Source organism: Peteryoungia rhizophila (assembly GCF_004912145.1).
In the GTDB taxonomy this organism is placed as follows: Bacteria; Pseudomonadota; Alphaproteobacteria; order Rhizobiales; family Rhizobiaceae; genus Allorhizobium; species Allorhizobium rhizophilum.
Window position 1 is genome coordinate 371,901 of record NZ_STGT01000005.1, and the last position, 22,993, is coordinate 394,893.

Sequence of the window (22,993 nt, forward strand, 5' to 3'; positions counted from 1 at the left end):
CCTCAGACTGCTTTGTTCTTGTTGTAAACGTCGAAGAAGACAGCAGCCAAAAGCACGAGGCCCTTGATGAGCTGCTGGTAGTCGATGCCGATACCCATGATCGACATGCCGTTGTTCATGACACCCATGATGAAGGCGCCGATGACTGCACCGGTGATCTTGCCAACGCCGCCGGACGCCGAGGCACCGCCGATGAAGCAGGCCGCGATGACGTCGAGTTCGAAGCCGACGCCGGCCTTCGGGGTCGCCGAATTGAGGCGGGCAGCGATGATCATGCCGGCGAGAGCCGCAAGCACGCCCATATTGACGAAGGCATAGAAGGTCAGCCGCTCGGTGTTGATACCGGAAAGCTTCGCTGCCTTCTCGTTGCCGCCAAGGGCATAGATGCGGCGACCGATGGTGGTGCGCGTAGTCACGAAGGAATAGAGCGCGATCAGGATGCCCATGACGACGAGCACGTTCGGCAGGCCGCGATAGGTCGCCAGCTGATAGCCGAGGAAGATCGCGACAACGCTGATAATGGCCATCTGCACGGCAAAGAAGACGAAGGGTTCGTTTTCGGTGCCATGCTCTTCGTTGAGACGGCGGTTCTTCATGCCGTTGAAGATCGCGAGCGCCACAAGCAGCACGATCACGATAATCGCGACATGGTTGGCGATGCCGGTGGTCGCGACGTCTGTCAGCGGCAGGAAATCCGGGATAAAGCCGGTCGACAGCAGCGTGAATTCCTTCGGGAAGGGTCCAATCGGCCGTCCGCCCAGAACGACATAGGTCAGGCCACGGAACACGAGCATGCCTGCAAGCGTCACGATGAAGGATGGGATCTTCTGATAGGCGACCCAGTATCCCTGGGCTGCCCCCATGATACCGCCCAGCACGAGACACAGCGGTACCACCAGCGAGAAATGCCAGCCCCATTTCACCAGCATGATCGCCGATATGCCGCCGATGAAGGCGACGATCGAGCCGACCGAGAGGTCGATGTGCCCGGCCACGATGATCAGCAACATGCCGAGCGCCATGATGACGATGAACGAGTTCTGCAGCACCAGATTGGTGATGTTGACCGGACGGAAGAGAACGCCGTTGGTCAGGAACTGGAACAGCAACATGATGACGACGAGCGCGAGCAACAGACCGTATTCGCGGATGTTGTTACGCAGATAGTCGCCTACGGAGACCTTGGGGGTTTCGGTTCTTGTGTCGATGGCCATTAGTGTTTCTCCCCAGAGCGCATGATGGCACGCATGATGGACTCTTGGCTTGCTTCTTCCTTGGACAGTTCCGCGACGATGCGTCCTTCGTTCATGACGTAGATGCGATCGCAGGTGCCGAGCAGTTCAGGCATTTCCGACGAGATCATCAGAATGCCCTTACCTTCGGCGGCAAGCTGGTTGATGATGGTGTAGATTTCGAACTTCGCCCCGACGTCGATGCCGCGCGTCGGCTCGTCGAGGATCAGGATTTCAGGGTTCGTGAACAGCCACTTCGACAGCACGACCTTCTGCTGGTTGCCGCCGGAAAGGTTCACGGCCTCCTGATAGATCGAATGCGACCGGATCCTGAGCTTCTGCCGATAGTCCGCAGCAACCTTGGCTTCCTTGCGGTCGTCGATGATGGTGCCACTGGACACGCCATTGAGATTGGCGAGCGTTGTGTTTTCCTTGATGTTGTTCTGCAGCACGAGACCGAGATGCTTGCGGTCTTCAGTGACATAGGCAAGACCGGCATTGATCGCCTTCGGGATCGTCGAGACATCGACCGGCTTGCCGTGCATCAGCACGTCGCCCGTGATCTTGTGTCCCCAGGACTTGCCGAAAAGGCTCATCGCCGTCTCGGTGCGTCCGGCACCCATGAGGCCGGCAATACCAACAACTTCACCGGCACGGACATTGAACGCGACATCATGCAGGAACTGGCGATCGCGGTGGTTCTGATGGAAGACGTTCCAGTTCTTCACCTCGAGCAGCATATCGCCGATCTTCGGCTGACGCTTCGGGTAGCGGTCTTCCATGTCGCGACCGACCATGCCCTTGATGATCCGGTCTTCCGAGATCTCCTGGGTGTGACAGTCGAGCGTTTCGACCGTGCCGCCGTCACGCAGGATGGTGATCTGGTCGGCAACCTTGCGGATTTCGTTCAGCTTGTGGGAGATGATGATCGACGTCATCCCCTGCTTGCGGAATTCCATGAGAAGCGTCAGCAGCGCATCCGAATCCGTCTCGTTCAGCGAGGCCGTCGGCTCGTCTAGGATCAGCAGGCGAACCTTCTTCGAAAGTGCCTTGGCAATTTCGACCAGCTGCTGCTTTCCCACACCAATATCCGTGATGCGGGTAGACGGCGGATCCTTCAGGCCCACCTTCGCCAGCAGCTCTTTCGTCCGCGCAAAGGTCTGTGGCCATTTGATCACGCCCTTCTGGGCGATTTCATTGCCGAGGAAGATGTTCTCGGCGATGGACAGGAGCGGCACGAGCGCCAGCTCCTGGTGAATGATGATGATGCCGAGTTCTTCGCTGTCGGAAATCCGGCCAAAGCGACGGACCTCGCCGTCATAGTGGATGTCGCCGTCGTAAGTCCCGGCAGGATAGACGCCGCTCAGGACCTTCATCAGCGTGGACTTGCCGGCACCGTTTTCGCCGACCAGCGCGTGGATCTCGCCCTCGCGCACCTTGAAGCTGACATTATCCAGCGCCTTGACGCCGGGGAATGTCTTTGTGATGCCGCGCATCTCGAGAATGATGTTGTCCATGTGCAGAATTCCGGCGCCTACCAGCGATCTCTCAAGATCTAGCCGACGGCGCGAGCTCCCTCAATGCGTATAGAAAATGGGTCCGCGACATGTCGCGGACCCGAGTATGATCCTGAGGATCAGTTGTCGATCTGATCGGCCGTGTAGTAGCCGGCATTGACCAGAACGTCCTTGGCATTGGCCTTGTCGAGAGCGACAGGCTTCAGCAGGTAGGACGGAACGACCTTGACGCCGTTGTTGTAGGTCTTCTCGTCGTTCACTTCCGGGGTCTTGCCGCCCATGATGGCGTCAACCATCTGAACTGCGACCTTTGCGAGTTCGCGCGTGTCCTTGAACACGGTCGAGTACTGCTCGTCGGAAAGCATCGACTTGATCGAGGGAAGCTCGGCGTCCTGACCGGTGACAACAGGCATGACCATGTCGCCCGAACCGTAGCCAACGCCCTTCAGAGCAGAGAGGATACCGATGGAGAGACCGTCATAAGGAGACAGGGCGCCATTCAGCTTGTCTTCGGTGTAGGTCGAGGAGAGCAGGTTTTCCATGCGAGCCTGGGCGACGGTGCCGTCCCAACGCAGGGTGCCAACCTGGTCCATGCCCTGCTGGCCGGACTTGATCACGATGTCGCCGCTGTCGATCAGGGGCTGCAGAACCGACATTGCGCCATCATAGAAGAAGAAGGCGTTGTTATCATCCGGCGAACCGCCGAAAAGTTCGACGTTCCATGGCTTGGTGTCCGGGAACTTGGCCTTGAGGCCGTCCACGAGGCTGGTTGCCTGGAGAACGCCGACCTGGAAGTTATCGAAAGTGGCGTAGTAGTCGACATTGCCCGAATCGCGGATCAGACGGTCATAAGCAATGACCTTCACGCCAGCGTCTGCAGCCTTCTGCAGGATGTCGGACAGGGTCGTGCCGTCGATGGCGCCGATGACGAGAACCTTGGCACCCTTGGTGACCATGTTTTCGATCTGGGCGAGCTGGTTCGGAATGTCGTCGTCAGCAAACTGCAGGTCCGGGGTGTAGCCGGCTTCCGTGAACAGCTTTTCCATGGTCTCGCCGTCCGAGATCCAGCGGGTCGACGTCTTCGTCGGCATGGAAATGCCGACCATGCCCTTGTCCTGCGCGAAGGACATTGGCGTAAAGGATGCGATGCCGATTGCGAAAGACGCAATCATGGCTCCAAGTTTCTTCATGGTAACCTCCCTGGTCATACCGTGCGGGGCCAAGCTCCTCCTGGCACTCGCTGAAACAAGAACGGACGGCTGACACAGCAGCCCCCCAGCTCCGTGGCGAGTCTTATCGCGGCCAATATACCGATCAAATGATTATTTTGACTTTCTGCATACCATGGTTGATATGTCGTTTATGGCTGAAATTCATATTCACCGCTTGCAGCCCAAGCACCTCAATCTCATTCGCTCAATCGCCGAACTGGGTCAATTGAGCTTGGCCGCTCAAGAGCTTGCACTGACCCAGCCGGCAGCGTCGCGTATGCTGGGCGAGATCGAGCGTTATGTCGGCTCGCCAATTTTCGTTCGAACGCCGAAGGGTATGGAGCCGACGGCCGTCGGCAGCGCGTTGGCGCGCCGGGCTCAGAATGTGCTCGAGGAAATGCGCGAAGCGGCGCGGGAAGTCGAAGCGATCCAGCGTGGCCTGACGGGTAAGGTCCGGATCGGTGCGGTCACAGGGGGCGCGGTCGGACATGTCGTGCCTGCGATCCGCGCCCTAAAGGCGGAGGCATCGACCGTCGATATTCATGTCGACGTCGCACCCAGCGGCGAAATGATCCGCGACCTGCTGTCGGGCCAGTACGATTTCGTGCTGGGAAGAATTCCCGCAGGAATTGATGCGCGTCAGTTTCACGTCGAGGGTGCCACCATGGAAGAGGTGGAGATCGTCGTTCACCGCACCCACCCGCTGGTCAACGTCGACCGGCTCAACATATCCGACATGACGCATTTCCCCTGGGTGATGCAGGCTCCCGGGACGCCTTTGCGTCTGGCAGTGGAGAATGTCTTCATCGAAGAAGGCGCGCCGATCCCGCGCAACATCGTCAACACGACCTCGCTGCTTGTCATGATCGCGATGCTGGCCTCCTCCAACGCGATCGCACCCATGTCACGCGAGGTCGCGGATCTTCTCTGTCGGCAGACTCCCGTCGGTGATCTGACAACACTGCGCCTGGACACACCCATCGAGGTGACGCCGTATCACCTGATCACCCTCAGTGGTAAGCGCCTGTCGCCGATTGCGGCGCGTCTGCGTGACCTCCTGCTCGGTCACTTCCTGAGCAGAGGCCGCTGATACGCTTCTGACGCCGGGTATCGCAATGCCCGACATGCTTGCAATTTCGGGCATGTCAGGCACACTGTTACCCATCCGTCATGAATCGGAGCTCATGGAGCATTGATGACAGAGCAGCCGGAAGGGCAGCGCCACGACGAGGAGGGGGCAGACAGAACGGCCGCCACCGTCGTCGACTTGGGTGTCTACAGACAAGCGGTCGACCCTTTACCCGTCACCTTCCACCGGCGCGAACTCGACGCCATTCTCTGGATCTACGGCCTCATGGTCGGAGAAGGTGAGTGGCGCGACTACGCAATCGACCATCTGAAGGACAAGGCGGTGTTTTCCGTCTTCAAGAGATCGGGCGAGTATCCGCTTTACCGGATCGAGAAGAATCCGAAGCTCGCAGCAAAGCAGGGCGCTTTCGCCGTGGTAGCCACAGACGGACGCATTCTCAAACGCGGCCATGATCTGCGCCAGGTGCTGAAGGTCTTCGACAAGGCGCTCAAGGCGTTGGACTGACGCTCAACACATCGTGCCCGGATAGGTCGAAAGATCCGGCATTGTCGCGCTACCTTCACCCAACCTCCTTTGCATGAAGACTGTATCGAGCCAGAGACCGTGCTTGAAGCCCGTTCCGCTCAACCGGCCAGCGAGTTCGAAGCCACAACTGCGATGAACTGCCATGGATGCTTCGCTCGCGCCACCGACCACGGCGACCATCTGACGGAACCCCAGCGCCTCGCATTGATCGAGCAGAGTCATGAGCAGGGCTTTCCCAACGCCGCGCCCGCGGGCCGAGGGATGAATATAGATGGAATCCTCCACGAGCCATCGATAGGCAGGTCTGGTCCGAAAGGCCGATGCATAGGCATACCCCAGCAACTGCCCGTTGGGATCCGCTGCCACAAGGTAGGGATACCCCTTCTCCGTCAGCGCCCTACACCGTGAAGACATCTCGTCGAGAGTGGGCGCCACGAGCTCATAGCTTGCGGTTCCGTTTGCGACCGCGTCGGCGTAGATCTCCGTAACGGAGGGAAGGTCCTCGGTTCTCAGCTCACGAATATCAAGGCTCATGCAATAGGCTCCGGTGAATGCAACCGTTCTTCCACGCTGGAAATGTCCAGACAAGCGCGAGCTTGTCATGGTGACAAGGGCCGCTCATCCGGTCGTTACGCGCTTTTAGCCGAAGCCGGCCGGCGCTTGGCTTGACTCGCGCCGAAAACCTTGTAATGCCTCGCCGCGAAGAGGAATTCGGTCCATGCACGCTTTCGGGCAACCCTTTGCGGTCTTCCACATCCTGCAGCTCTCTGCTGCCGGTTGCGCATGCCTTTCTCTTGCATCCACGACCAAGGCCAAAACGACGACGAAAACCGTCTGAAGTCTTCGGCCACCGCTCTCTCCCCGGCACGGCCGGGGACAAGGAAGGTTGCGCACCCGTCGCGAGCTTCCCCCTCACCACCCGAGGAGAGACAGAAAGAGAGCATTGACATGGGTTTCAAGATTGCAGTCGTAGGCGCCACCGGCAATGTCGGGCGCGAAATGCTGAACATCCTTTCAGAACGTGGTTTCCCCGCATCGGAAGTCGTGGCACTGGCCTCGGCTCGCTCCCAGGGCACGGAAGTCTCCTTCGGTGACAAGGTTCTGAAGGTTTCCAACCTCGACAATTACGATTTTTCCGACACCGACATTTGCCTGATGTCCGCCGGCGGGACGATTTCGCAAAAGTGGTCGCCGAAGATCGGCGCACAGGGTTGCGTCGTGATCGACAACTCCTCGGCCTGGCGTTACGATTCTGATGTTCCGCTGATCGTTCCGGAAGTGAACCCGGATGCAATCGAAGGCTTCACCAAGCGCAACATCATTGCGAACCCGAATTGCTCGACCGCCCAGCTCGTCGTCGCTCTGAAGCCGTTGCACGACTTTGCAAAGATCAAGCGCATCGTCGTCTCGACCTACCAGTCCGTTTCCGGCGCCGGCAAGGAAGGCATGGACGAACTCTTCCGGCAGACTCGCGCCGTCTTCGTCGCCGATCCGGTCGAGGCGAAGAAGTTCACCAAGCGCATTGCCTTCAACGTCATTCCACACATCGATAGCTTCATGGAAGACGGCTACACGAAGGAAGAATGGAAGGTTCTGGCCGAAACCAAGAAGATGCTCGACACGAAGATCAAGGTGACCTGCACCGCCGTGCGCGTCCCAGTCTTCATCGGGCATTCGGAATCGGTCAACATCGAGTTTGAAAACGAGATCACAGCAGACCAGGCCCGTGACATCCTGCGCGACGCTCCGGGCTGCCTCGTCATCGACAAGCACGAAAACGGTGGTTACATCACACCCGTCGAATGCGCCGGTGAGGATGCGACCTTTATCTCCCGTATCCGCGAAGACGCCACTGTGGAGAATGGCCTCAACATGTGGATCGTCTCTGACAACCTGCGTAAGGGTGCTGCTCTGAACGCAATCCAGATCGCGGAACTGCTTGTCAATCGCGGCCTTATCAAGCCGCGTGCGGCAGCTTGATTGACCATCTCCAAGGCTTCCCGGTGCTGCATCGGGAAGCCTTCTAGAGACCCTTCAGGCGAATGTGATTTAAATTGAGACCCACGAGGCCCTACATTAGCGTCAAATGGATGACATCATCCGCTTTCGCTGGCATGGTGCGGCCGATTCGACCCGATCCACAGTCCGTAACGAGGCATGAATGCGACTGACATCAATCCTGTCGGCAGCCCTGATTTCCGTGGCCGCCCTGACGGCCGGCGCGGGATCCGCAGCCGCCGCTGCTTGCAGCAACACTTCCGCAGGCTTCGAGGAATGGAGCGCGGCCTTCAAACAGCAGGCTGCTGCTCAGGGCCTCAGCCCCCGCATGCTCGACAAGGTCTTTTCGACGGTCAAGTACAGCCGCAGCACGATCAGCGCAGACCGCGGCCAGAAGAGCTTCAAGCTTTCTTTTGAGCAGTTCATGCAGAAGCGTGGCGGCCAGACGATCATCAATCGCGGCAAGACCATGAAAAAGAACAACGCCGCTCTGTTTTCGAAGCTTGAGCAGCGTTACGGCGTTCCTGCCGGCCCGCTGATCGCGATCTGGGGCATGGAGACGGGTTTTGGTTCTTTCCTTGGCAAAGAGCACACCCTGTCTGCCGTCGCCACGCTGGCCTTCGATTGCCGCCGCAGCGAATTCTTCACCGACCAGTTCTATGCGGCCCTGGAACTCGTCCAGGCCGGCAATCTGGACGTGAACGCAAAGGGTGCTGCCCATGGCGAGATCGGGCAGACGCAGTTCCTGCCGCGCAATGTCGTGCGTTATGGCACTGATGGGGATGGCGACGGCCATATCGACATGGTGCGTTCGCGCTCAGATGCGCTCGCATCGACGGCGAACTTCCTCAGAGGTCACGGCTGGCGGCCGGGCGCAGGGTATCAGCAGGGCGAACCGAACTTCGTTGCCATCCAGGGCTGGAACGCCGCGAAGGTCTATCAGCAGGCGATCGCCTATATCGGCGCACAGATCGACGCCCAATAAAACGGGCTCTGTTCAATGTTCGACGGCGGCCTCTGGCCGCCGTTTTCGTTTGAAGTTCAGGTCGCGTCGATGGCTTGGACGGGCAGGATTTCTTCCGGCTCGGTCCGGACGAAGTCCTGCGTCTGCGGATCCATCAGCCACAATTCTCCGTTGCTGATGTCGAACCAAGCCCCGTGGATACGCAGTTTGCCGCGTTCCTCGAGAATTCGCACGCAAGGAAATGTCCTGAGATTGGAAATGGAGTTCCGGATCGAGATCCGTTCCAGCGCGGTCTGGCGCTCACCCGACGTCATCTGCGAGTTGCCCTGGATCTGCTCTGCTGCCGGAGCAACGAGGTTCATCCACTTCCCGATGAAGTCGCCCGGCGATAGCGGCTCGGAATTCGGATCGAGAGCCGCCCGAATGCCACCGCAGCGACCATGGCCCATGACGATGATGTCGCGAACCCGGAGCGCCTGAACGGCAAATTCGAGCGCGGCGGAGGTCGAGTGGTACTGCCCATCCGGCTCATAAGGCGGCACCATGTTCGCGACGTTGCGAACGACGAAGAGTTCACCCGGCACGGAATCGAAGATCATTTCCGGCGCGGCGCGGGAATCGCAGCAGGCAACCACGAGCGTATGGGGCTTCTGCCCCTGCTCCGCGAGCGCCCGATACCTATCGCGCTGGTCGAGGTAGCGACCGCCCATGAAGTTGCGGTAACCAGTGAGGAGTTCGGATGGAAAATGGCTCATTGTTATCGATTACAGCGCAAGAAAGGCCATGGCAACATATGCGAAATGCCGTTTTCGCAAGTGTCACCGGGGTCGCGTCGGTTTTCGTTGCGCCGGAGGCATAAGCCGACGCATTTGAACCATGGCCATGGGTGTCGAAAGACTTGAGGAATCGCTCTCCAGCGCGAGCTCGTCGCCCCCTCGCTTTGCGGTACGCGCGAGGATCTCGAAGACGCTCGCGGTCGCCGTCTGAAGCGCCTTTTCCTCGTCCATGCCATCAAGCAGGCGCGCAAGGAAGACAGCCGCGAGCAGATCGCCGAGTCCGTTCGGCGGATTGTCGATGAGCCTGTGTTCCGCAAGCAGTGCGGAGCGCCCGCTGAGCAGCAGATTGCCGGTGCCACCCGCCATCATCGGCACGGCCGAGGTAACCAGCATGCGTTTCGGTCCGAGCGTCAGCGCCGCATCGATGATGGCCTGATTGCTCGAGAGTTCGACACCGCCAGCCAGCCATTGCAGTTCGTAGCGGTTGGGCGTAGCGATATCTGCCAGCGGGATCAGGTGGTCGCGGATCGCCGACGCGGTTTCCACGGGAACATACAGACCTCCAAGGTCCCCCATGACGGGATCGCAGACATAGATGAGATCGGGATTTTGTAGTCTAGCGGCGGTGACGAGACGCTCAACGGCGGCCGGCTGGCGTGGCGAGCCGAAGTAGCCTGACAAGATAGCCGAGACTTCACCGAGCCATGGAGCCCTGATCAGATCATCGATGGCATGGTCGAAGTCGTCATCGGAGAAGAGCAGACGCGTGGAAGGTCCATGGCCCGGATGCCAGGGAAGGACGATGGTAGGCAGAGCCCAGACCGGATGGCCGAGAGTTTCCAGCGCGAAGACTGCCGCCCGGTTGCCCACCGATCCGCGAACGACATGACTGGATATGACGATAACAGCACCATCGGATTTTCGGTTCATTTTACGCAATTCCGTACGGCAGACGGCCTTTCGGGCCGTATATTCCGGCTTCAAAGATAAAATTTCTTGAGTTATCTGGTTTTGACCGCATATTTTTGCCTGCTTTTTTCATATGTCTGTTCCATACATACTTTCGCAAATCATTTGCGCGACATTACGCGAAACGCGCGAGCTTCGGAGGGGTAAATGGGCAGGACTGGCATCACCAAGCGGGACGAACTTCTGACAAGGGCGGAGGAGACGGCACGCAGCCTCGGAGGGGAATTCATTGCCCCCGCCGTGATCTTCGGCAGGGCCAGCAACGACGATATCGACCGTTACGACGCAGCCATGCTCGCCCGGTCCGCTGCCAGGGCTGCCAGCGATATCGCGGGCTGGGACCGCCAGACACCACATATCCGGATCGAGACGACCGAAGGCGTGAACCCGCTCGGCACTTCCGTGAGCGTGTTGTCGATCGTGGATCACAACAAGTCCTTCCTCTACGATTCGCTGATGGGTGAGGTCACCAGCCACTATCGCGACATCTATATGGCGGTGCATCCGATCCTCGCCGTGACCCCTCGCGGCGAGATCTCGCTGTCGAATCCTGACTCGGATCCGGAAGGTGCAATCAAGGTGAGCTATATTCAGCTCCATCTGGCGCCCCTGACTGCCGAACAATCTACCGATCTCATCCAGAGGCTCCAGCACGTCCTCCGCCAGGTCAAGATGGCCGCGACCGACTGGAAGCCGATGCTAAACCTGCTCGAGAGTGCTCTCTCGGAGCTACGCGACCTATCTGCCGGAAGAAACGAAACGGAGCGCGATGAGTCCGTCGCGTTTCTGGAATGGCTGCGCAACAACAACTTTACCTTCCTCGGCATGCGCGAATATGTCTATTCGGGCGACGGCGCCGAGGCGACCGTCGAGCGCGACAAGGGCAGCGGCCTCGGCATCCTCTCGGATCCGGATGTTCTGGTACTTCGCCAAGGACAAAACCATGTGACGACGACGCCAGAAATTCTCGCCTTCCTGCAGGGGCCGGATTTCCTCATCGTCACCAAGGCGAACGTCAAATCCGTCGTGCATCGCCGTGCCTATATGGATTATGTCGGCATCAAGCGCTTCGGTCCGAATGGCAAGGTCGTCGGTGAACTCCGCATCGTCGGACTATTCACGGCAACGGCCTATACGAGATCCGTCAATCAGATCCCGCTCCTGCGGGCGAAGGTCGAGAAGGTCGTCTCCTACTTCGATTTCGATCCGCGCAGCCATTCTGGACGCATGCTGCAGAACACGCTGGAAAACTACCCTCGCGACGACCTCTTCCAGATCACGCCGGATCTTCTCGCGAAGTTCTGTGAACAGATCAACGATCTGTCGGAACGGCCACGCGTTCGCGTCCTGCCGCGCATCGACCATTTCGACCGCTTCGTATCCCTGATCGTCTATGTGCCGCGCGAAGACTACAATTCCATGGTCCGCGAGAAGATCGGCCTCTATTTCCAGTCCGTCTACAATGGCCATGTTTCAGCTTTCTATCCGGCTTTCCCGGAAGGCGGCGTTGCACGTGTGCACATCATCATAGGCCGGCGCGAAGGCGCCACGCCGCAGATCCCCCAGGCTGCCCTTGAGGACGCCGTGCGCGAGATCACCGCCCGCTGGACCGACCGCTTTGCAGCGCTCGCCGGCGCCGGAGCACCCGCGCTCGACGTGGGGCAGGCTTTTCAGGAAGCCTTCACCCCCGAAGAAGCCGTCAGCGACCTGAAGCATATCAAGGCCTGCATCGCAGGAGCACCGCTTTCGCTGGAATTCCATCAGGTGGCCGGCGAACATGGTCCGCTCCTCTACCTCAAGATCTTTCACGCCGGCGACCATCTACCGCTCTCTCGCCGCGTGCCGCTCCTCGAAAACCTCGGCTTCCGCGTCATCAGCGAACGGACCTTCGACATCGACATCAACCAGTCCGGCGATGCCCATACGACCGTCGTTCTGCACGACATGGAATTGCAGACGCCCGACGGCGTGGCTTTCGACATCGCACGGCATGGCACCCAGGTGGAGGAGACCTTCATCGCGGCTTTCACGGGCGCGGTCGACAACGATGCCTTCAATCGCCTGATCCTCGCAGCCGGCGTGAACGCCCGCGAGGCCTCGGTGCTCAGGGCCTATGCGGCCTATTTGCGCCAGGCCGGTGCGGTTTACTCTCTGACCTACATGGCAGAAACGCTGACGAAGCATCCAGCGGTCGCGGCCGATCTCGTCACCCTGTTCCGCAGTCGCTTTGACGTCGCCCTCACGGAGAAAGTTCGCAACAGCAGGCAAGCGGAGCTTCTGCAGGGTCTGGAAACCAAGCTGACGGACGTCAAGAGCCTCGACGAGGACCGCATCCTGCGTCGCTACATCAACGCGATCGAGGCGACGCTGCGCACCAACTTCTTCCAGAAGGGCTATCAGCAGGGCGAGCGACCCATGCTCGCCTTCAAGTTCGATCCACACAAGCTGGAGGGCCTTCCGGAACCGCGCCCCTTCCGCGAGATCTTCATCTACGGCGTCGAGGTCGAAGGCGTGCACCTTCGCTTCGGCAAGGTCGCCCGCGGCGGCTTGCGCTGGTCGGATCGCGCGCAGGATTACCGAACGGAAGTCCTCGGTCTGGTTAAAGCCCAGCAGGTGAAGAACGCCGTCATCGTGCCAGTTGGCGCCAAAGGCGGCTTCTTCCCGAAGCAATTGCCGCCGTCCACCAACCGTGAAGCCTGGTTTGCAGCCGGCACGGAGGCCTACAAGACCTATATCCGCACCCTGTTGTCGATCACCGACAACATCGTTGCCGGCGAAATCGTCCCCCCTTCCGACACCCTGCGGCCGGATGGAGATGACCCCTATTTCGTTGTCGCGGCCGACAAGGGCACGGCCACCTTCTCCGACACCGCCAACGGCCTTGCGCAAGAAGCGGGTTTCTGGCTCGACGACGCCTTCGCTTCGGGTGGGTCCGCCGGTTACGACCACAAGAAGATGGGCATCACAGCGCGCGGCGCCTGGGAAACGGTCAAGCGGCATTTCCGCGAAATCGACACCGACATCCAGACCACGCCATTCACCGTGGCTGGCGTCGGTGACATGTCGGGTGACGTATTCGGCAACGGGATGCTGTTGTCGGAAAAGATCCGATTGATCGCAGCCTTCGACCACCGCGACATCTTCATCGATCCCAATCCGGATCCGGCCATCTCGTTTGCGGAGCGCAAGCGGATGTTCGACCTGCCCCGTTCCAGCTGGCAGGATTACGATCGATCCACCCTGTCACCGGGCGCCATGATCATCTCCCGCGCTGAAAAATCCGTGACGCTGACGCCGGAGGCCGCAGCTGCCATCGGCCTGAGTAGTGCAACCGCCACTCCGATGGACATCATCACGGCGATCCTGAAGGCGCCGATCGACCTTCTCTGGTTCGGTGGCATCGGTACCTACATCAAGGCCGCAGCAGAAACGGATGCGGAAGTCGGCGACCGCGCCAACGACGCGATCCGCATCAATGCGACCGATGTCCGTGCCAAGGTCATTGGCGAGGGCGCCAATCTCGGTGTCACCCAGAAGGGTCGCATCGCCTATGCGCTGAATGGCGGTCGCTGCAATTCGGACGCGATCGACAACTCGGCGGGCGTGAACTCCTCCGACGTCGAGGTCAACATCAAGGTCGCGCTGAGCCCTGCCATGCTGGAAGGTCGCCTGCCCCGCGAGAAGCGTAACGTCCTGCTGGCACAGATGACGGATGAAGTCGCTGATCTCGTCCTGCGCAACAACTATCTTCAGTCGCTGGCGATCTCACTGACGGAAGCCAAGGAGGCAGGCAATCGCGAGGAACTAAGCCGTCTGATGGACTATCTCGAGGGCATGGGGCGCCTCAATCGCAAGGTCGAGATGCTTCCGGATGCCGCTGCCGTTGCCGAACGTTATGTGTCGGGCAAGTCCTTGACCCGGCCGGAAATTGGCGTGCTCCTCTCCTATGCAAAGATTGTCCTTTTCGACCAGTTGATCGAATCCGCGCTGCCGGATGATCCCTACTGCGAAACGACGCTTGCCAATTATTTCCCTGCCGCGATGCGTAAGACCTTCGGGGCGGATATCGACAGCCATCGCCTGCGCCGGGAAATCATCGCGACGGTGCTCGCCAACCATGCGATCAACCGGGGTGGTCCGGGCTTTGTGGTTTCGGTCTGCGACGCAACCGGAAGCTCCCCGGACGAGGTGGTCAAGGCAGCACTCATAACCCGGGATGCACTTGGCCTCACCACTCTCTGGGACAAGATCGACGCGCTCGACGCGAAGATCCCTGGACGGACCCAGAACAGGCTCTACGCGATCGTCTCCGTGGTCTACTCTGCGATGACCAGGCTCCTGATCGATACCGGCCTCGCCAAGGGGGCTGTCAGCGACGCCGTCGCGCAACTGACAGCCGCGGTTGCTGCGGCAGGGCCGGTCTTCAAGAAGACGGTTCCAGCCCCGCTCCGGCAGCATTTCGACGACCAGATTTCAGAGCTCAAGGAGGCGGGAGTCCCGTCTGCCCTGGCCGGCGAAGTGGTCAACCTCCAGACCATGCAGCTCCTCCCGGAGATCCTGCAGATTGCGGAGAGGACGGGAGCCGATTTCGCAACAGCGATGCAAGGCTTCTTCGCCGTATCGGAGGCCTTCCGCATAGGCCGTATCATTGAGAATGCCGGCCGCATTCAGGCCACCGACCATTACGACAGCCTGGCGCTCACACGCAGCCTGGACCGCATCGGCCAGGCCCGCCGACAGATCGTCTGCGTGGCCCTGACCAGCCACGGCAACGACCCCCAACCCGTCCAGGCCTGGGTCGCCACTGACAAGACACGCGTCGAGCGCATCGGTAAGGAACTCGCATCGATCGTCGACAGCGGCGAACCGAGTATCTCCAAACTTGCGGTCGCCGCGGGCTTGCTCGGCGATCTTGCACAAGACCACTTGAGGTGACACTGTCCCGGGCCTGAGAGCCTTTTGGGGGTGCGCGTGACGACAAGTGCAGACGTAAAATCCAGCCACGGCCGCATCGACAGAGGGGTCCGTGGCTGGATGTTTTTCGACTGGGCGGCCCAGCCTTTCTTCACTGTCGTAACGACCTTCATCTTCGGCCCCTATTTTGTCGCGCGCATGACCGATGATACTGTCAGCGCACAGACCGATTGGAGCAATGCGGCGACGATTTCCGGCGTCATCATCGCGCTGCTCGCGCCGATCCTCGGCTCGATCGCCGATGAATCGGGGGCTCGCAAGCCCTGGATCGCCTTCTTCGCCGTCATCAAGATTTTCTGCCTCGCCCTTCTCTGGACAGCCGCCCCGGGTTCATCCGTGGCGTTTGTGATGCTCTTGGTCATCCTTGCGAGTGTCGCGGCGGAATTCTCCATCGTCTTCAACGATTCGATGATGCCACGCCTCGTCAGCCAGCAGGATGTGGGCCGCGTCTCCAACATCGCCTGGGGACTCGGCTATATGGGCGGCATGATCGTGCTGATCTTTGTCGTTCTCTTCCTCGCGGGCAGCCCGACCACTGGCAAGACCTTGATCGGCATTGATCCGCTTTTCGGGCTTGATGCCGCGGCCGGTGAGGACGCCCGTATCACGGGTCCCATCTCGGCAGTCTGGTATTTCCTCTTCATCCTGCCGATGTTTCTGTTCACGCCCGATGCGGCAAAGGGAAAACCGCTCGGTTCGGCCATCCGTTCCGGCCTTCGCGAGATCCGGTCAACTCTGGGCGAACTCCGCCATCGGACAAACATTCTGCGTTTTTTGATTGCTCGGATGATCTACCAGGATGGGGTCAATGGTCTTCTCGTGCTGGGAGGCGTTTTTGCGGCTGCCATGTTCGGCTGGTCCACCATGGAAATCGGAATCTACGGCATCATCCTGAATGTCGTGGCGATCTTTGGCTGTCTCGTTGCAGGCAGAGTGGACCGGGCGCTCGGCTCCAAGGTCGTCGTTCTGGTGGCCCTCAGCCTGCTCATTCTCGCAACCTTCGGGATCATCTCGACCGGCGTCGATTTCACACTCTTCGGACTGGTGAGCTTGCCCATTTCCGGAACGGATGGTCTCTTCGCCACGCCTGCCGAAAAGGCCTACATCCTATATGGCCTCCTGATTGGTGTGTCCTTCGGACCCGTTCAAGCCTCATCCCGTTCCTATCTCGCGCGAAGCGTCGAGCTCCATGAGGCAGGCCGCTATTTCGGCATCTATTCCCTGTCGGGGCGAGCCACCAGCTTCCTCGCCACGCTATCCTTCTCGGTCGTCACAGCATGGTCCGGCTCGGCGCGCGCGGGTATGGCAACACTTTTGATCTTCCTGGTCGGAGGTCTGATCATGCTTTGGCAGACGAGCTATCCGGCGAAGGATTGATAAGACTTTGACCTGTTGAACGAGAAGGGCCGGCGGATCGCTCCACCGGCCCTTTTTCAGTTCTCCTGGATGCCGCTCAGTGGCGGAAATGGCGAACGGCTGTAAAGACCATGGCGACGCCATGCTCGTCAGCAGCAGCGATGACCTCTTCATCGCGCATCGAGCCGCCCGGCTGGATAACGGCGGTGGCGCCGGCTGCGATGGCGGCCAGCAGACCGTCCGCGAAGGGATAGAAGGCTTCCGAAGCCACCGCAGATCCCTTCGTCAGCGGGACGGACAGTCCGAGTGCCCTTGCGGCATCCTCGGCCTTTAGAGCTGCGATGCGGGCCGAGTCGACGCGGCTCATCTGGCCGGCACCGATACCGGCTGTCTGGCCGTCCTTCGCATAGATCACCGCATTCGACTTCACATGCTTGGCGATCTTGAAGGCAAATTTCATGTCTTCGAGTTCGGTCCCCGTTGGTGCCCGCCTGGTCACGACCTTCAGGTCGAGATCTTCGACCATGACATTGTCGCGGCTCTGCACGAGCAGGCCGCCGGAAACCGTCTTGGCCATGATGCCACGCGAGCGGGGATCAGGCAGGGCGCCTGTCGTCAAAAGTCGCAGGTTCGGCTTGGCAGCGATGATGGCCTTGGCTTCATCCGTCACCTGCGGCGCGATGATGACTTCAGTAAAGAGCTTGACGATTTCCTGGGCCGTTTCGGCGTCGAGGATCTGGTTCAGGGCGATGATACCCCCGAATGCCGAGGTGCTGTCGCAGGCAAGTGCACGCTTGTAGGCTTCGACGAGGCTGTCACCAGTTGCAACGCCGCAAGGGTTGGCATGCTTGATGATTGCGCAGGCCGGGCCATTCTCCGGCGGGAATTCGGCAACGAGTTCGAAAGCGGCATCGGTGTCGTTGATGTTGTTGTAAGAGAGCTGCTTGCCCTGGAGCAGGGTAGCGGTCGCAACACCCGGACGGTTGTCTCCATTGACGTAGAAACCGGCGCTCTGATGCGGGTTCTCGCCATAGCGCATCTTTTCCTTCAGGACACCGCCGACGACGCGGTAAGCCGGCATCTCGATCTCGAGCGCCTCGGCAAACCAGTTCGAGATCGCCGCATCATAGGCAGCCGTGCGCGCATAGGCCTTCGCGGCCAGTCGCTGGCGCAGAGAATAGGTCGTCTGACCGTCGTTTTCGGCAAGTGCTGCAATGACATCAGAATAGTCGGCCGCATCCGTGACGACGGTGACATAGGCATGGTTCTTCGCCGAAGCGCGGATCATGGCAGGGCCACCAATGTCGATGTTCTCCACCGTCGTCGGGTAATCGCCACCAGCAGCGCGAACCTGCTCGAACGGGTAGAGGTTGATGACCGAGAGGTCGATGGCTTCGATCCCGTGGGCCTTCATCGCCTCGACATGGTCGGCATCGTCACGGATGGAGAGAAGACCACCATGGACGAGCGGATGAAGGGTTTTGACGCGCCCATCCATGATTTCCGGAAAACCGGTAATTTCGGAGACGTCGGTGACCGGCAGGCCAGCTGCTGCCAGAGCCTTATGCGTGCCACCGGTCGACAGCAGGCGGACACCACGTTCATGCAGGGCCTTCGCGAATTCGACGATGCCGGTCTTGTCGGACACCGAGAGAAGTGCGGTACGAACACGCACGAGGTCGGGGGCGGGGATCTTCTTCGATACGACGGCCATGGTTCACACTCCGAGCTGGCAGGCGCCCGGAAAAAGCGGCAGCGGGCGCGATGCCGCCGCCTAGCACAGCTTCATGCCCGATGAAACCGCAAGATCACCGGGTTCAGGCGTGATGGGCCAGAAACCAGCGAATTTCCGGGCCTTCGAAGAGGATCTCGAGTTGCTGCGACTGGCGGATGCCGGAAACGTCCGCAAAGAAGACGTCCTCGGTGATGGCTAGGTGGCCCACGGGAATGGAAAACGTCCAGCTTTCTCCATCCGGTGCAACGAGCCGGACCTTCCGTTCGTCGGATCGTTCGAGGGTGATCGATGGATGGATATGGAAGCGTGCGATGACTTCCGCGTCCGGCAAGTTGACGGCAGGAAGGCCGTCGGGCAGTAGGAGCCTATCCCTTCCCGCGATCTTGGTGCCCTGCTCGTTGACGCGGATTTCCCTTTCGTGCACGACACCGAAGCGCTCCACATATCCGTCATGGCGCGCCGACAAGCGGTCGCTTCCGTCAGGTCCAGTCTGCCGGTCGACGGCAATCCGGCTCGGTCCCGAGAGCATGATCGGACCGAGTTGCGACGTTTTCGCAATCCGCGCCGAGGAGACGTCCCCGATACAAAGCGTGCTGTGTGCCGCTGTCGTTCGGGCCAGCTGCCGAAGACGCTCACCGGCAAAACGCGGTGACCCGCTGTTGATGATGAAACGGTTTCGTCCGGAGGAAAGTTCGAACGACAGGCAGCCCGCATGTGCCGTCGCCGAAAGGCGCGCAGAGAGCGCGGTCCCTGTATCCACGAGTATGATCGTTTCCCCACCGGCCAGCCGATGATAGCCGCCATGTGGCAGAGCCTTGAACGGTTGCCCGGCAGTTTCGTCATAGCGCAACACACTCATCAGATCGGTCGCCAGCGAGGAACTGGCGCCATTGAAGAGAGCAAGGTCACCGCTGCTGTGCCGGAAGAACCGCACCGCCGGATAAATCCGATCGATGACCGGGATGAGTTTCGGCGGAACATCGTGGCCGAGGTTGATATAGCTCTGGCGCAGCGGGAGGAGGTCGAAAAGCAGATCTACGGAGGATTGCGGATTGCGCGAATAATGGCTGCCATCAGGTAATACCTGTCGCTCCAACTCGCGATCCAGCAACCGTCCTGCACGACGCACGGCTGCCGGACGCGCTTCTGCGGCAATCGAAGCCATGGCGACGGCGATCCGCGCTTTCAGCCGTGGTAATCCCTCGGGCAGTGAACCGACACGACGTTGCAGATAGCGAACCTGCTGACTGAGGGAGGCGGTGAAGCGGCGATAGAAACCGGCTTCGGCATCGTGCAGGACGACCGGTGAATGCGAGAGCCAGCTGATGATGCGACGAGATACGACATCCGGCTCCCAGGCAACGCCGGCTGCGCGTCCACCATGGACAGAGATCCATTGGTCAACGATCGATCGCGCATGAGCGCAGGTATCGGATGTTTTGTTCGCCCGCATATGGCGCAGCCAGCCGAAGCCATGCAGGCGCCGGGCAAACTGCAGTGACGGCAGTTCGAGCGTAAAGGGCGACTGGCCATCGGTGTCGAGCACCCGGCCGGCCAGCGGAAAACGCCCGCTAAAGATCTCTTCGGCCACAAAGGGATCTACCGCCCTGAGATCGGTAGGTGCGACGATGACACGTGTGACTCGGAAGCTGCCGGAAGACAGGCTCGTAGGCCTTGAAACCGCAGCCGCCAGCCGCAGTCGGCGCCACCCTTCGGCGACGTGCAGTGTGACCAACTTGCGGCGATCGGCAAATCGCATTCTGCATCCTGTCGTAGGATCGAAATGATCCGGCGGTTTCACATCTGACGCCTGAAGCCAGACGTGCAATCCCGTTTCATAGCGACATACGCCGCGCCTGCAGAGCAGGGACGGCGGGGACAACAAACTTCCCAACAGGTTTATTCAGATATTAGTTAAGTTTTAGCAATGACCGCTGCGTAGAAACCGTCAAGGCCACCGAGGTCCGGCAACATGGCCGGCGTTGTGCGAAACTCGCCCTTCGGCGTGATGGCCATTTCGAGACCCGGCCAGTCGGCCGGATCGATCGGCACCAACTGCAAGCCAGCATCATCGGCGAGAACGCGAGAAACCACATCCTCACCCTCGGTCGGATCGATAGAACAGTTCGAAAAGACCAGCCGTCCGCCCGGCTTCAGCAGCGTGAGGGCATGCCGGAGCAAACCTTCCTGCACGGAAGCGAGTTTCGTGATGTCGCTGAGGTCCTTGGTCCAGAGCACATCCGGGTGACGACGCGTCGTCCCCGTGGAGGAGCAGGGTGCATCCAGCAAGATGGCGTCGAAACTCTCCGCAGCATCCATGGCCAAGAGGTTGACGCAACGAATTTCGGCTGACAGGGCGAGCCGCGCGAGATTGCCCTCGAGCCGCTTCAGCCGCGACTTGGACTGTTCAACGGCGAGAACATTGCCCCCCGCCATCACCAGCTGTGCCGTTTTGCCGCCCGGCGCTGCACAGAGATCCGCGACGCGCTTTCCGGAGAGGTCCCCGAACAACTGTGCAGGAAGGGCAGCGGCCGCATCCTGAACCCACCAGGCGCCTTCATCGAATCCTTCGAGCGAAGGGATCGATCCTCGGAAACGGTCGAGCCGGATGCTGCCGCTCGGCATGATCTGCCCACCGAGCCGCTCCGCCCAGCCGATCGCATCGCTTTTGACGGTGAGGTCGATCGTGGGTGGCTCGAGCTGCGAGGCAGCGATGGCGAGCGCATGCTCCTCTCCGTACACGTCCGTCAGTCGCTGCATGAACCATTCTGGCATGCAGGGAAGGTCCTCCACAGAGGCGAGCAGAGCGGACTTCTCCCGCCCGATCCGCCGAAGTATGGCATTCACCAGCTTGGCGAAGCGACGGCTGCGTGGGTCACCACCGGCCTGCTCGACGGCGAGGTCCACAGCAGAATGGTCCGGGACGTCGAGATAGAGCATCTGTGCGGCGGCCACGACCAGCAGGTGGTGAAGCGATCGGGCGCCTTCCGGCAGCGGATTGTCCAGGAGCTGTCCTATGATGGCATCGATCCGCGGCAGATGTCTCAACGCACTCTGCAGGATCGCCTTGACGAGGCCGCGATCGGCATCGTTCAGCGGCAGAAATGCCGGATTGCCATGCTCCGGATCAAGCATTCCGTCGAGTGAGGTCTTGCGATCGATCACGGCCGCCAGAATGCGGGTCGCGGCGATGCGCGCCTCCAACCCCGGCTTCATGGACTGCCGAGAGAAACTTTCTCGGGGATTTCTGTTTCCGGCCTGCTTGTTTTTCGGTTTGCCCGTCGATGTGTCGCTCAAGACCATGGTCCCTTGGGTGGTTCGGCTTTGCCGCGCCCCCAACCGGAGGTCGGAACGGAACGCGCCGTGCGCGTTGCCTTAACAGGGGCGTCCGGCGGCGTCGATCCCCCCGAGCGGATATCGGTCATGGCAAGCAGCGCCTCGATGCGGTTACGGGTATTCGGATGGGTGGAGAACAGATTGTCCATCCGCTGGCCGTTCAGGGGATTTATGATGAACATGTGGGCTGTCGCAGGATTGCGCTCGGCATCCCTGTTCTCGATCTGCGATGCGTCTCCTGCGATCTTCTGCAGCGCGGACGCAAGCCAGCGCGGCTGACCGCAGATCTCGGCTCCGCGCCGGTCGGCTGCGTATTCGCGCGTGCGGCTGATCGCCATCTGAACGAGCATGGCAGCGAGCGGCGCCACGATCATGGCGACGATGACCCCGATGAAACCGAAGGGATTGTTGCGATCGTCGCGGCCGCTGGAAAACAAGAAGGCAAAGTTCGACAGCATCGAGATCGCGCCGGCAAGCGTTGCCGTAATCGTCATTGTGAGCGTATCTCGGTTCTCGATATGCGCAAGTTCATGGGCCATGACCCCTGCCACCTCTTCCGGCGTCAGCCGCTGCAACAGCCCGGTCGATGCCGCGACGGCCGCATTCTGCGGGTTGCGGCCCGTCGCGAAGGCGTTCGGCTGGGGATTGTCGAACACATAGACCTTCGGCATCGGCAGGCCGGCATTCTGCGCAAGATCTCTCACCATGACGTAGAATTCGGGCGCCGTCCGCTCGTCGACCTCCTGTGCCCGATAGGCACGGAGCACCATCTTGTCGGAGTTCCAGTAGGAGAAGAAGTTCATGCCCGCCGCCACGACGAAGGCGATCATCATGCCGCCCCTTCCGCCGATCAGGAAGCCGACGCCCATGAAGAGGGCAGTCATGAAGGCGAGCAGCATGGCAGTCCGCATGGTATTCATGTCGTGGTCCTCTAAAAGCAGCGCTACCGGCAATTCTATTGCCGTTTTCGCCTGTTGATTTAAAAAGCGGTGACCCCAATTTCAATGTTTGCGCATGAAATGCCGTCTCAGCAAAGGACGATATGATGTCAGAAGATCGTGAAGCCGATCCCAGCGTGGTGGAGGAACAGCCGCGTGAACTGAGCCCTGCCGCAAAACGAGCCCTTGCGGAAGCGGATGAGCGTCGCCGCAAGGAGGCAGCCCCGGAGATGCCACCGGAGATCGGAGGCCGCGGCGGTGCGGATCCTGCGCGCTTCGGTGACTGGGAGATCAAGGGCCGCGCAATCGATTTCTGAGGAATAATTCCCCATTGATTTGGGCTGCACATCGGAATATGTTCCTATTATGTTC

Annotated in this window: 17 protein-coding genes; 7 read left to right on the plus strand and 10 right to left on the minus strand. The window is 60.1% G+C overall.

All coding sequences use genetic code 11. The features are described 5' to 3' along the window. Positions 1 to 2 precede the first annotated feature (2 nt). From mmsB to chvE, 3 genes are all read right to left on the minus strand, one after another. On the minus strand, positions 3 to 1,214 hold the full coding sequence (gene mmsB, locus E9677_RS20790) for a multiple monosaccharide ABC transporter permease (RefSeq protein WP_136559961.1): 1,212 nt from the start codon (positions 1,212 to 1,214) through the stop codon (positions 3 to 5). Further along, the gene (gene mmsA / locus E9677_RS20795; protein WP_136559962.1) at positions 1,214 to 2,749 is read right to left on the minus strand and encodes a multiple monosaccharide ABC transporter ATP-binding protein; all 1,536 of its coding nucleotides are present in this window, start codon (positions 2,747 to 2,749) and stop codon (positions 1,214 to 1,216) included. The genes mmsB and mmsA overlap by 1 nt, the downstream gene beginning before the upstream one ends. Positions 2,750 to 2,868: 119 nt before the next feature. Beyond that, entirely contained in the window at positions 2,869 to 3,921 is a 1,053-nt protein-coding gene (gene chvE, locus E9677_RS20800) for a multiple monosaccharide ABC transporter substrate-binding protein (RefSeq protein WP_408014763.1), read from the minus strand. Positions 3,922 to 4,111: 190 nt separating this feature from the next. Here chvE and E9677_RS20805 point away from each other — a divergent pair, with 190 nt between their 5' ends. Both E9677_RS20805 and E9677_RS20810 read left to right on the plus strand, forming a co-directional pair. Then, positions 4,112 to 5,050 carry a LysR family transcriptional regulator gene (locus E9677_RS20805; RefSeq protein ID WP_136559964.1) on the plus strand — a complete coding sequence of 313 codons (939 nt, stop codon included), beginning with the start codon at positions 4,112 to 4,114 and terminating at the stop codon, positions 5,048 to 5,050. A 105-nt stretch (positions 5,051 to 5,155) separates the two neighbouring features. Next, positions 5,156 to 5,554, plus strand: coding sequence for a DUF2794 domain-containing protein (locus E9677_RS20810; RefSeq protein ID WP_136559965.1), 399 nt, complete (start codon positions 5,156 to 5,158; stop codon positions 5,552 to 5,554). A 3-nt stretch (positions 5,555 to 5,557) separates the two neighbouring features. Here E9677_RS20810 and E9677_RS20815 read toward each other — a convergent pair whose 3' ends face one another. After that, a complete protein-coding gene (locus E9677_RS20815) occupies positions 5,558 to 6,109 on the minus strand; it encodes a GNAT family N-acetyltransferase (protein ID WP_136559966.1) in 552 nt (183 codons plus the stop codon). Between the two features lie 414 nt (positions 6,110 to 6,523). On the opposite strand from E9677_RS20815, the gene E9677_RS20820 reads away from it, so the two are divergent. Beyond that, entirely contained in the window at positions 6,524 to 7,555 is a 1,032-nt protein-coding gene (locus E9677_RS20820; protein WP_136559967.1) for an aspartate-semialdehyde dehydrogenase, read from the plus strand. A gap of 181 nt (positions 7,556 to 7,736) precedes the next feature. Then, positions 7,737 to 8,558, plus strand: a complete 822-nt coding sequence (locus tag E9677_RS20825) for a lytic murein transglycosylase (RefSeq protein WP_136559968.1) — start codon at positions 7,737 to 7,739, stop codon at positions 8,556 to 8,558. A 56-nt stretch (positions 8,559 to 8,614) separates the two neighbouring features. Here the strand turns inward: E9677_RS20825 and E9677_RS20830 are convergent, their stop codons facing one another. Next, positions 8,615 to 9,292 carry a carbonic anhydrase gene (locus E9677_RS20830; RefSeq protein ID WP_136559969.1) on the minus strand — a complete coding sequence of 226 codons (678 nt, stop codon included), beginning with the start codon at positions 9,290 to 9,292 and terminating at the stop codon, positions 8,615 to 8,617. A 63-nt stretch (positions 9,293 to 9,355) separates the two neighbouring features. Further along, a complete protein-coding gene (pdxY, locus tag E9677_RS20835) occupies positions 9,356 to 10,243 on the minus strand; it encodes a pyridoxal kinase PdxY (RefSeq protein WP_136559970.1) in 888 nt (295 codons plus the stop codon). 186 nt (positions 10,244 to 10,429) lie between these two features. Here pdxY and E9677_RS20840 point away from each other — a divergent pair, with 186 nt between their 5' ends. Both E9677_RS20840 and E9677_RS20845 read left to right on the plus strand, forming a co-directional pair. Further along, positions 10,430 to 15,217, plus strand: coding sequence for an NAD-glutamate dehydrogenase (locus E9677_RS20840; protein ID WP_136559971.1), 4,788 nt, complete (start codon positions 10,430 to 10,432; stop codon positions 15,215 to 15,217). Between the two features lie 99 nt (positions 15,218 to 15,316). Continuing rightward, on the plus strand, positions 15,317 to 16,633 hold the full coding sequence (locus E9677_RS20845) for an MFS transporter (protein WP_235883058.1): 1,317 nt from the start codon (positions 15,317 to 15,319) through the stop codon (positions 16,631 to 16,633). A 76-nt stretch (positions 16,634 to 16,709) separates the two neighbouring features. Here the strand turns inward: E9677_RS20845 and purH are convergent, their stop codons facing one another. From purH to htpX, 4 genes are all read right to left on the minus strand, one after another. Further along, positions 16,710 to 18,326, minus strand: coding sequence for a bifunctional phosphoribosylaminoimidazolecarboxamide formyltransferase/IMP cyclohydrolase (purH, locus tag E9677_RS20850; protein ID WP_136559973.1), 1,617 nt, complete (start codon positions 18,324 to 18,326; stop codon positions 16,710 to 16,712). 103 nt (positions 18,327 to 18,429) lie between these two features. Next, on the minus strand, positions 18,430 to 20,106 hold the full coding sequence (locus E9677_RS20855; RefSeq protein WP_136559974.1) for a heparinase II/III family protein: 1,677 nt from the start codon (positions 20,104 to 20,106) through the stop codon (positions 18,430 to 18,432). Positions 20,107 to 20,261: 155 nt separating this feature from the next. Beyond that, positions 20,262 to 21,650, minus strand: coding sequence for an RsmB/NOP family class I SAM-dependent RNA methyltransferase (locus E9677_RS20860; RefSeq protein ID WP_136559975.1), 1,389 nt, complete (start codon positions 21,648 to 21,650; stop codon positions 20,262 to 20,264). After that, positions 21,641 to 22,603: a zinc metalloprotease HtpX gene (gene htpX, locus E9677_RS20865; protein ID WP_136559976.1), complete on the minus strand. Its 963-nt coding sequence runs from the start codon at positions 22,601 to 22,603 to the stop codon at positions 21,641 to 21,643. Before htpX ends, E9677_RS20860 begins: the two co-directional genes overlap by 10 nt. A 125-nt stretch (positions 22,604 to 22,728) precedes the next feature. On the opposite strand from htpX, the gene E9677_RS20870 reads away from it, so the two are divergent. Then, positions 22,729 to 22,938 carry a DUF1674 domain-containing protein gene (locus E9677_RS20870; RefSeq protein ID WP_136559977.1) on the plus strand — a complete coding sequence of 70 codons (210 nt, stop codon included), beginning with the start codon at positions 22,729 to 22,731 and terminating at the stop codon, positions 22,936 to 22,938. The last annotated feature ends 55 nt before the right edge of the window (positions 22,939 to 22,993 follow it).

Excerpts from the sequence above, each read along its gene's own strand:
- mmsB (WP_136559961.1), bottom strand. The coding sequence starts at position 1,214 with ATGGCCATCGACACAAGAACCGAAACCCCCAAGGTCTCCGTAGGCGAC.
- mmsA (WP_136559962.1), bottom strand. The coding sequence starts at position 2,749 with ATGGACAACATCATTCTCGAGATGCGCGGCATCACAAAGACATTCCCC.
- chvE (WP_408014763.1), bottom strand. The coding sequence starts at position 3,921 with ATGATTGCGTCTTTCGCAATCGGCATCGCATCCTTTACGCCAATGTCC.
- E9677_RS20805 (WP_136559964.1), top strand. The coding sequence starts at position 4,112 with ATGGCTGAAATTCATATTCACCGCTTGCAGCCCAAGCACCTCAATCTC.
- E9677_RS20810 (WP_136559965.1), top strand. The coding sequence starts at position 5,156 with ATGACAGAGCAGCCGGAAGGGCAGCGCCACGACGAGGAGGGGGCAGAC.
- E9677_RS20815 (WP_136559966.1), bottom strand. The coding sequence starts at position 6,109 with ATGAGCCTTGATATTCGTGAGCTGAGAACCGAGGACCTTCCCTCCGTT.
- E9677_RS20820 (WP_136559967.1), top strand. The coding sequence starts at position 6,524 with ATGGGTTTCAAGATTGCAGTCGTAGGCGCCACCGGCAATGTCGGGCGC.
- E9677_RS20825 (WP_136559968.1), top strand. The coding sequence starts at position 7,737 with ATGCGACTGACATCAATCCTGTCGGCAGCCCTGATTTCCGTGGCCGCC.
- E9677_RS20830 (WP_136559969.1), bottom strand. The coding sequence starts at position 9,292 with ATGAGCCATTTTCCATCCGAACTCCTCACTGGTTACCGCAACTTCATG.
- pdxY (WP_136559970.1), bottom strand. The coding sequence starts at position 10,243 with ATGAACCGAAAATCCGATGGTGCTGTTATCGTCATATCCAGTCATGTC.
- E9677_RS20840 (WP_136559971.1), top strand. The coding sequence starts at position 10,430 with ATGGGCAGGACTGGCATCACCAAGCGGGACGAACTTCTGACAAGGGCG.
- E9677_RS20845 (WP_235883058.1), top strand. The coding sequence starts at position 15,317 with ATGTTTTTCGACTGGGCGGCCCAGCCTTTCTTCACTGTCGTAACGACC.
- purH (WP_136559973.1), bottom strand. The coding sequence starts at position 18,326 with ATGGCCGTCGTATCGAAGAAGATCCCCGCCCCCGACCTCGTGCGTGTT.
- E9677_RS20855 (WP_136559974.1), bottom strand. The coding sequence starts at position 20,106 with ATGCGATTTGCCGATCGCCGCAAGTTGGTCACACTGCACGTCGCCGAA.
- E9677_RS20860 (WP_136559975.1), bottom strand. The coding sequence starts at position 21,650 with ATGGTCTTGAGCGACACATCGACGGGCAAACCGAAAAACAAGCAGGCC.
- htpX (WP_136559976.1), bottom strand. The coding sequence starts at position 22,603 with ATGAATACCATGCGGACTGCCATGCTGCTCGCCTTCATGACTGCCCTC.
- E9677_RS20870 (WP_136559977.1), top strand. The coding sequence starts at position 22,729 with ATGTCAGAAGATCGTGAAGCCGATCCCAGCGTGGTGGAGGAACAGCCG.